Annotated in this window: 6 protein-coding genes; 5 read left to right on the top strand and 1 reads right to left on the bottom strand. The window is 37.6% G+C overall.

Translation table 11 applies throughout. The annotated features are described in order from the left end of the window. Window positions 1-301: 301 nt before the first annotated feature. A complete protein-coding gene (gene nuoL, locus NZ519_01820) occupies window positions 302-2,551 on the bottom strand; it encodes an NADH-quinone oxidoreductase subunit L (protein ID MCS7027477.1) in 2,250 nt (749 codons plus the stop codon). A gap of 147 nt (window positions 2,552-2,698) precedes the next feature. On the opposite strand from nuoL, the gene NZ519_01815 reads away from it, so the two are divergent. From NZ519_01815 to NZ519_01795, 5 genes are all read left to right on the top strand, one after another. Further along, complete coding sequence (locus tag NZ519_01815) at window positions 2,699-3,442, top strand: DUF2807 domain-containing protein (GenBank protein MCS7027476.1); 744 nt, start codon at window positions 2,699-2,701, stop codon at window positions 3,440-3,442. A gap of 21 nt (window positions 3,443-3,463) precedes the next feature. After that, window positions 3,464-3,628 (top strand): hypothetical protein, encoded by a 165-nt coding sequence (locus NZ519_01810; GenBank protein MCS7027475.1) that lies wholly within the window; start codon window positions 3,464-3,466, stop codon window positions 3,626-3,628. Window positions 3,629-3,704: 76 nt separating this feature from the next. After that, window positions 3,705-4,448 (top strand): PspA/IM30 family protein, encoded by a 744-nt coding sequence (locus NZ519_01805; protein ID MCS7027474.1) that lies wholly within the window; start codon window positions 3,705-3,707, stop codon window positions 4,446-4,448. 62 nt (window positions 4,449-4,510) lie between these two features. Further along, complete coding sequence (locus NZ519_01800; GenBank protein ID MCS7027473.1) at window positions 4,511-5,620, top strand: glycosyltransferase; 1,110 nt, start codon at window positions 4,511-4,513, stop codon at window positions 5,618-5,620. Window positions 5,621-5,686: 66 nt separating this feature from the next. Continuing rightward, window positions 5,687-7,729 carry a thioredoxin domain-containing protein gene (locus NZ519_01795; protein MCS7027472.1) on the top strand — a complete coding sequence of 681 codons (2,043 nt, stop codon included), beginning with the start codon at window positions 5,687-5,689 and terminating at the stop codon, window positions 7,727-7,729. The last annotated feature ends 46 nt before the right edge of the window (window positions 7,730-7,775 follow it).

Here is a 7,775-nt window from a genome sequence, read left to right as displayed (position 1 = left end):
CAGCGTAGCCCGTAGCACGCCGACCTTGTGGGCATGAGCGCAAGCGAAACGCCCACAAGGGCACGCCCAAAAAATAATCAATAAAAACAAAAAGATATCTCTCATAAATTCAAGTAATTTTAATTTTTTTTGAGTGTCATCGGTTAATTTTTGAAAAAATATGCGTTGGGTTCAATTGAAAAATTTTTTTGTACTGCTCTAACTTTGAGTTCCTATGCGACTTAACTTAAAAAAATCGGCACTTACAGCTATATTCTGCCGTAAGTGCCAATGCAATCAAAAAGTGTAATTAGTTTACAACCTAAGAAACATGATAAGCTACAAAAAACATTAGCAAGATGATGACCATTGCCATGTATACTAAATAGTTCTGCACCCTTCCTGTTTGATAAGACCTAATTTTTGCACCTAACCAAGTAGTCAAGTATCCTGCTAAATTGACTAATCCATCTACTAACCACTTATCTATCCAAGTTTGAATGGCTGTGAGTATCAAATATAAGCGTACAAAAGTGGCATGATAGAGTTCATCAAAATACCATTTGCGGTAAGAGAAGTTTGTGATAGGGTCTTTTTCTGCAAACATATCCATTTGAGCCACCTTTTCAGGCTTAAAGGCAAGATATGCTAAACCTAATCCTGCAAAAGCTAATACAATAGAAATTCCTACCGCAGGATAATGCTTGTGGTGTCTTTCAGCCATAATTTCGGCTTGGCGGATAGATACATGTGCATAGTGTGCAATTTCTCCTTCTACCTGATGCTCATCATTATGATGTTTTTCATGTTTGTGGTCAGCGGCATTTTTTTGAGTGGCTTCTTTGTATTCAATATGATGCTTTTCAGCAAAGTATTTGAGTGCTTCTTTGTCCATTTTATCCCTATCACCGTAGCTGCCAGGTGCTATACTTGCGGGTATAGTTACGCGTTGCATCATCCAGCCGATTTCGCCATCAATAGGATTCCAACTGTAAACAAACCAAATGGACATAAAAGCAAGCACAGCTAAAGGAATTTTCATCAGTATAGGGGACTCATGTACCATTTCAAAAGCACCTTTGGCATCTTTGATAATTTTTTCTAGTCTAAATTCGCCGAAGAAGGTCAAAAACCATTGTCTACCCATATAAAACGCAGTCATAAAAGCTGTAACGAAACCTAACAAAGGTACTATAAACGCAATACCACCTTCGTGTTTTGCCCAGCCCCAAGCACCTGCAAGAATGGCATCTTTTGATAAGAAACCTGAAAAGAAAGGCAGCCCTGCTAAGGCAAACATCATAATTGTATATGCCACAAAAGTAAATGGCATTTTCTTTCTCAAGCCGCCCATGTAGCGCATGTCTTGCGGATCAAAATGAACATGACGATGGTGATGATGCAGTTCATGCTCTACATGGTGCATAGCATGAATAACCGAAGCCGCACTCAAAAACAGACCGCACTTGAAAAAGGCATGAGTTACCAAATGAAATAAAGACGCATCATAGCTACCTACCCCCATGCCCATAATCATATATCCTAATTGAGAAACAGTAGAGTACGCCAATACACGTTTTAAGTCTGTTTGCGTAAGTGCTATACTTGCAGCCAAAAATGAAGTGAAAGCACCAATAAAGGCAATAACTGTCAATGCATCTACGTTGAGAATGGGGAATATTCTACCTGTTAAATACACACCCGCAGCAACCATTGTAGCAGCGTGAATGATTGATGATGCCGTAGTAGGACCTTCCATAGCATCAGGTAGCCACACATGTAAAGGAAATTGAGCAGACTTACCAATAGCTCCACAAAATAGCAATAATCCACCTGCTGTTAGCCAAGCTACATCTAAACTATGCGTAATGGTTTGTTCACCCTTAACAATCGTAACCACCCACTCCCCATTGACAATTTTAGAGTTTTGCATCAGTTCTTTTATGGCTTCAAAATCTAAGGTCCTAAATTGATACCACATAATCAAAATACCTATGAACATTCCCACATCTCCTATGCGGTTAATGATAAATGCTTTTTTATTTGCTTCCGAAGGTGCCTCACGATAGTACCAATATCCAATCAGTAAATAAGAGCCTAGCCCTACAATCTCCCAAGAAATGTACATTGCTAACAGGTTATCAGCTAATACTATCCCAAGCATCGCAAAAGTAAATATGCCCATGTATGCATAATATCTTGCATATTGACCTAACTTTTTGTCTTCTAATTCAGCATGCATGTACTCCATAGAAAAGAGTAAGACCAAAAAACAAATGAACGTTACTAATACAACCATTAAAGCCGCAATATCATCTACTAAAATTCCCATTGTCAGCTTGATAGGTAAGCCCGCGCTGCCTAAATCTATCCACGTAAAACGAAAATGTGACACTTCTTTACCCCACGTTTGTATAAAAACAGGTATAGATAAAAGTGTGGCTATTCCCATTAAGCCCACCGCTAGCCAGTCGCCTTGCCGCGGCAATTTCTTACCAAATAAAATCAATACCGTGAAAATCAATAATGGTAGAATTAAAACTATTGTTGCAAGCATCGTAACGTTATTCATTGGTAGAGCTTGCGTAAATGCTTCAAAGGACTTCATGACTGTATTTTTTGTACCTCGCAAATCTACTAACAGAAAGATAAAACACAAAAACTTTTTCTGACATTGTTTTGAAAGCAAGCCTAAAACCTTATATTTTTGTACCTGCTTATGAGTCGCATTTTTTGGATGAGTTTATTTTCATTTACGCTTGTTTTTCTTTCTTGCAACAAGGAAAACGCCCCCGATATATTTAAAAGCACAGGTCCCATTCAAACGCAAACTCGTTTTTTGAAAGGTTTTCACAGCATACATGTCATTGACCATATAAACGTAGAAATAAAACAAAGCAATGAATACAAAGCAGAGATTACAGCAGGTAAAAATCTTATTCCCAAAATCAAACTTGAAGTTAAAGACAGCGTGCTTTACATTGACAATAAAAACACAGCAAACTGGGTCAGAAGCTATCAAAAAGATGATATAAAGGTTACTTTACACATCCCTACCATAAAAAAAATTTATCAATTTGGTTCAGGAAAAATATACAACACGGACACTCTCAAAGGAAACTGGGTAGACCTTGAAATGCAAAGCAGCGGAGATATTGACCTCATTTTGGATTGTCAAAGGCTAGTTACTTCGCATTCCCGTAGGGGATATGGAAATATTTCAGTTAGAGGGAAGTGTATTCAGCTCATTAGTGTCAATGATGGGATTGGGAGGCATAATAGTTTAGGTTTAGAGTGTCAATTTGCAAGAGTAGAAACTATAAACAAGGGCGAAAGTTACGCCTATGTACCTGGACCTTTGAAGGTCAGAATTTTAGATGCAGGCAATATTTATGTAACAGGTAATCCTCATCCGATTGAGTGGTTAGAAAAACGGGGCAGTGGAAATTTAATTTTGAGATAATTTTTTTTTGGGCGTGCCCTTGTGGGCTTTTGCCCACAAGGTCGGCGTGCTTCGGGCTACGCTTTCGCTTCGGTGCTACGCTTCGCTGCGCACCGTGCTGACGCACGCCCTTCGCATGCCTCACGCAAAAATAATCTCGTAACTCTGTACTTGTTCTATTACACTGCTTTAATATCTATTACTTGAAGTGGGTACGTGTAAAAAATTTCGTAGAAAAAATAAAAATACTTACCTTTGTATAGCAAAAACAAAAATACTTCGTATGTCTCTTTGGAAAAGATTTGTACGCGCTATAAGAGCGCTATTCGGTGGTGCGATATCAGCTATTGAAGACCCCCGACTTATCTTGGAGCAAAATATCCGAGAGCTCAATGAGCAAGTACCTAAAATGAACCAAAACATTGCTACGGTAAAAGCTTCAGTTACTTTGTTAGAAAAAGAACTAAATAAATACAAAGCTGAGTACCAAGATGTAACCTCAAAAATAAAAAGTGCTATTGCCGCAGGACGAGATGATATTGCTATGAACTATGCCCTACGTTTAGAACAACTCAAATCTCTCATTGCTCAAACTGAATCGCAGCACGCTATGGCAGTAAAAGCTTACGAAAAAGCCCTAGAAATCAAAAAAGCTTTCATGAAAGAAAAAGATAGAAAAATTGCAGAAGCCAAAGAAGCACTTCGTGCCCACGAACGAGCTAAATGGCAAGCTAAAATCGCCGATACTATGGAGCAATTTGAAGTGCACGGCATCTCTGCTACTCATGACGAAATGATACAAAGAATCAACGAAGAAACCGCCAAAAACGAAGCTAAAATGGAAATGGCTATAGATAGCGTAGACACTTCCAAACTCAAAATGGAAGAAGAAGCAGAAAAACTCCGCGCCGCAGAACTCTTAAAACAATTCAAAATGGAAATGAGCTCAGGCACACTAAATAATTCCAATATATCCACTTCCACCGAGCAACAAACTACTAAAACAGGAAACAAAGAAAAACTTTAATCTACTTGGTCTTCTAAACTACGTAACACAGTAAACTTTTACTGTGTTATTTTTTATTTCTTATGAACAAAAAGAAAAAAGTTATTATTTCAGTAACCAACGATCTTTCAAACGAATACCGGATGCATAAAACTGCTTTATGGCTGATTGAACAAGGCTATGAAGTAGAAATAATCGGTAGAAAAAAGAAACATTCACCTCCTTTAACTACTCAACCCTACAAAACCAAAAGATTGCTTTTACCCTTTGAAAAAGGTCCTTTGTTTTATGCATCCTACAACTTAATTCTACTTTTGACACTACTATTCAAAAAATATGATATCTTGTTAAGTGTAGATTTAGATACCTTGTTAGCTAACTTTTTGGCAGCTACTCTCAAGCGCAAGCGACTAATTTACGATAGTCATGAATACTTTACAGAACTCCCTGAACTTGTTCATCGCCCAAAGACCAAAAAAATATGGCTTATGTTAGAAAAGTGGATATTTCCAAAATTAAGGTATGTATATACAGTTTCACCTTCTATTGCCCAAGAATATCAAAAAAAATATCACGTAGCTGTAAAAGTAGTACGCAACATTCCTCAAAAAAATTTTATTCAACTACCTTTTCCTTCACATATACCTAATTTACGCATCCGTTACAATAAAAAAATTTTACTTTACCAAGGTGCAATAAATGTAGGCAGAGGACTAGAAGCCATTATCAGCGCCATGTCTGAATTGGATTATGTACTACTACTTTTAGGCAATGGGGATATATTGGATAATCTCAAAAAAACGGTAATTCATCAAAAGCTTTGCGAAAAAGTCCATTTTTTGGGACATATTCCCGTAGCAGATTTGCCTTATTACACAATTCAAGCTCATATAGGATTATGCTTGTTAGATACAAATATGGGCAAAAGCTACCAATATGCACTACCTAACAAGATATTTGAATATCTTTATGCAGGTATTCCTGTGTTAGCTACAGAAGTAACTGAAATTAAAAACTTCATTGATACCTACAAAGTAGGTAAATACATTAAAACAAACGAGCTACATGAAATAAAAAAAGGCATTGAAGACATAGAAAAAAACTATTCAACTTATGTACAAGCTTGCGAAGAAGCCCGAAAAAAACTAAAATGGGAAAACGAAATAGTATCTATTAAGTCATTTTTTGAGTGAAAGAAGTCTGTAAATTCTGAAAGCCTTATCTTGAACTTTTTTAACGAATTTATCCTTATACTAAATATGTACACTAATCGCTTAATCCATGAAACAAGTCCTTATTTATTGCAGCACGCCCATAATCCCGTAGATTGGTATCCTTGGGGAGAAGAAGCTTTGACCAAAGCTAAAAAAGAAGATAAGCCTATATTGCTAAGCATAGGATATTCTGCTTGCCACTGGTGTCATGTTATGGAAAGAGAGTCTTTTCAGGACCCTGAGGTAGCAGCCATAATGAACGAGTTTTTTGTCAACATCAAAGTTGACCGCGAAGAGCGACCCGATATAGACCAGATTTATATGGAAGCTGTGCAAGCTATAACCGGAAGTGGCGGATGGCCACTTAACTGCTTCCTTACTCCTGACTTGAAACCTTTTTATGGTGGAACTTACTTTCCCCCAAAGCCTTACTATGACAGACCTTCTTGGAAAAGTGTACTAGCCCAAGTAGCCAAAGTATTCCGAGAACGCCGTAAAGAAATTGAGGAACAAGCCGAACAAATCTTTAAGCATATTTCACAAGCTACTCACTTCATACAACCAGACGAAAATCAAAACTTTAACGAAGCACAGCTAGACACGATATTTTTTTCACTGCAAAAACGTTTTGACAACCAGTATGGGGGATTCGGAAATCCACCTAAATTCCCAAGTGTGCAGAGTATTAAATTTTTACTGCGTTATTACCACTTTAAGAAAAGCAAAGCGGCTTTGAATCATGCTGTACTAAGTTTAGACAAAATGATGATGGGCGGAATGTACGATGTCATTGGCGGTGGTTTTTCTCGCTACTCTACTGACGCTCAATGGCATATACCCCACTTTGAAAAAATGCTCTATGACAATGCTCTTTTACTCAAAGTTTATGGAGAAGGCTACCAATGCACGCACAAACCTGAATATCTTGAAGTTATTACAGAAACTATGGATTACATTCAACGCGAAATGACTAGCCCCGAAGGAGGCTTTTATGCCGCCCAAGACGCCGATTCCGAAGGTGTAGAAGGTAAATACTTCGTATGGCAATACGATGAGGTCAAATCCTTGATCCCAAATGAGTTTGAACTGATTGCAGATTATTTCTATATCACCCCCGAAGGCAACTGGGAACACGGCAATAATGTACTTTTCCGCCGATATACAGATGAAGAATTTGCCCAAAAGCACGGTCTAACCTACCAAGCATGGAAAGATATTCTTAAAAAAGTAAAAAAAATACTTTTCGAACATAGAGAACAGCGCATCAAGCCTGGTTTGGATGACAAAATACTATTGAATTGGAACGCCCTAATGCTATCCGCAGTAGCCCGCATGTACAGATTGACCCTAAATTCAAGGTACTATGATATGATGATCAAAAACGTCGAATTCTTATGCACCCGCTATTGCAAAGGAAATACCTTATACAGAACCTTCAAAAATGGGGAAGCCAAAATATTGGCTACTTTGGAAGACTACGCCTACTTGATAGAAGCCCTAATTGATGTCTACGAAACTACTTTTAAAGAATTTTACCTCTTCAAAGCCGTAGATCTGTTAGAACATACCTTCACACACTTTTTTGATCCCTCTGACAACACTTTTTACTACACTTCCATTGACCAAACCGATATTCTATTTAGACAAAAAGAGTTTTATGACAATGCTACTCCTTCTGCTAACTCTACCATGGCACACAATCTACTGCGGCTAGGCACCTTACTTAATGAACCCAAATACAAGGATTTATCTCGCACTATGTTAGCTCAAATTAAAAATGCAGTCATGCAATACCCTACTGCTTTTGGAAAATGGGCTACACTCATGACCAACATGGTTTATGGAATGCATGAAATTGCTTATTTTGGCAAAATGTACAATGGAGAAATTAACATGCTCTGGAAAGACTATCATCCTAATGTGATATGTGCAGGTAATCCTGAATCAGACAGAATAGCTCTATTACAACATAAAAAAGCACTCAATGATAGAGATACTTTGTACTACTGCACCAACTATACTTGCTGTGCACCTACTCATAGTTATCAAGAATTAAAAGCAAATTATATTGACAAAGCAAGCAGATAGATGAAATTTTGTCTGAAAATTCTACAAAACTAACCTTTGACTACAA

The sequence above is a fragment of the Bacteroidia bacterium genome (assembly GCA_025056095.1).
Lineage (GTDB): Bacteria > Bacteroidota > Bacteroidia > JANWVE01 > JANWVE01 > JANWVE01.
The sequence above is the reverse complement of the archived record's forward strand: the minus strand, read 5'-3'. Positions and strand labels throughout refer to the sequence as shown.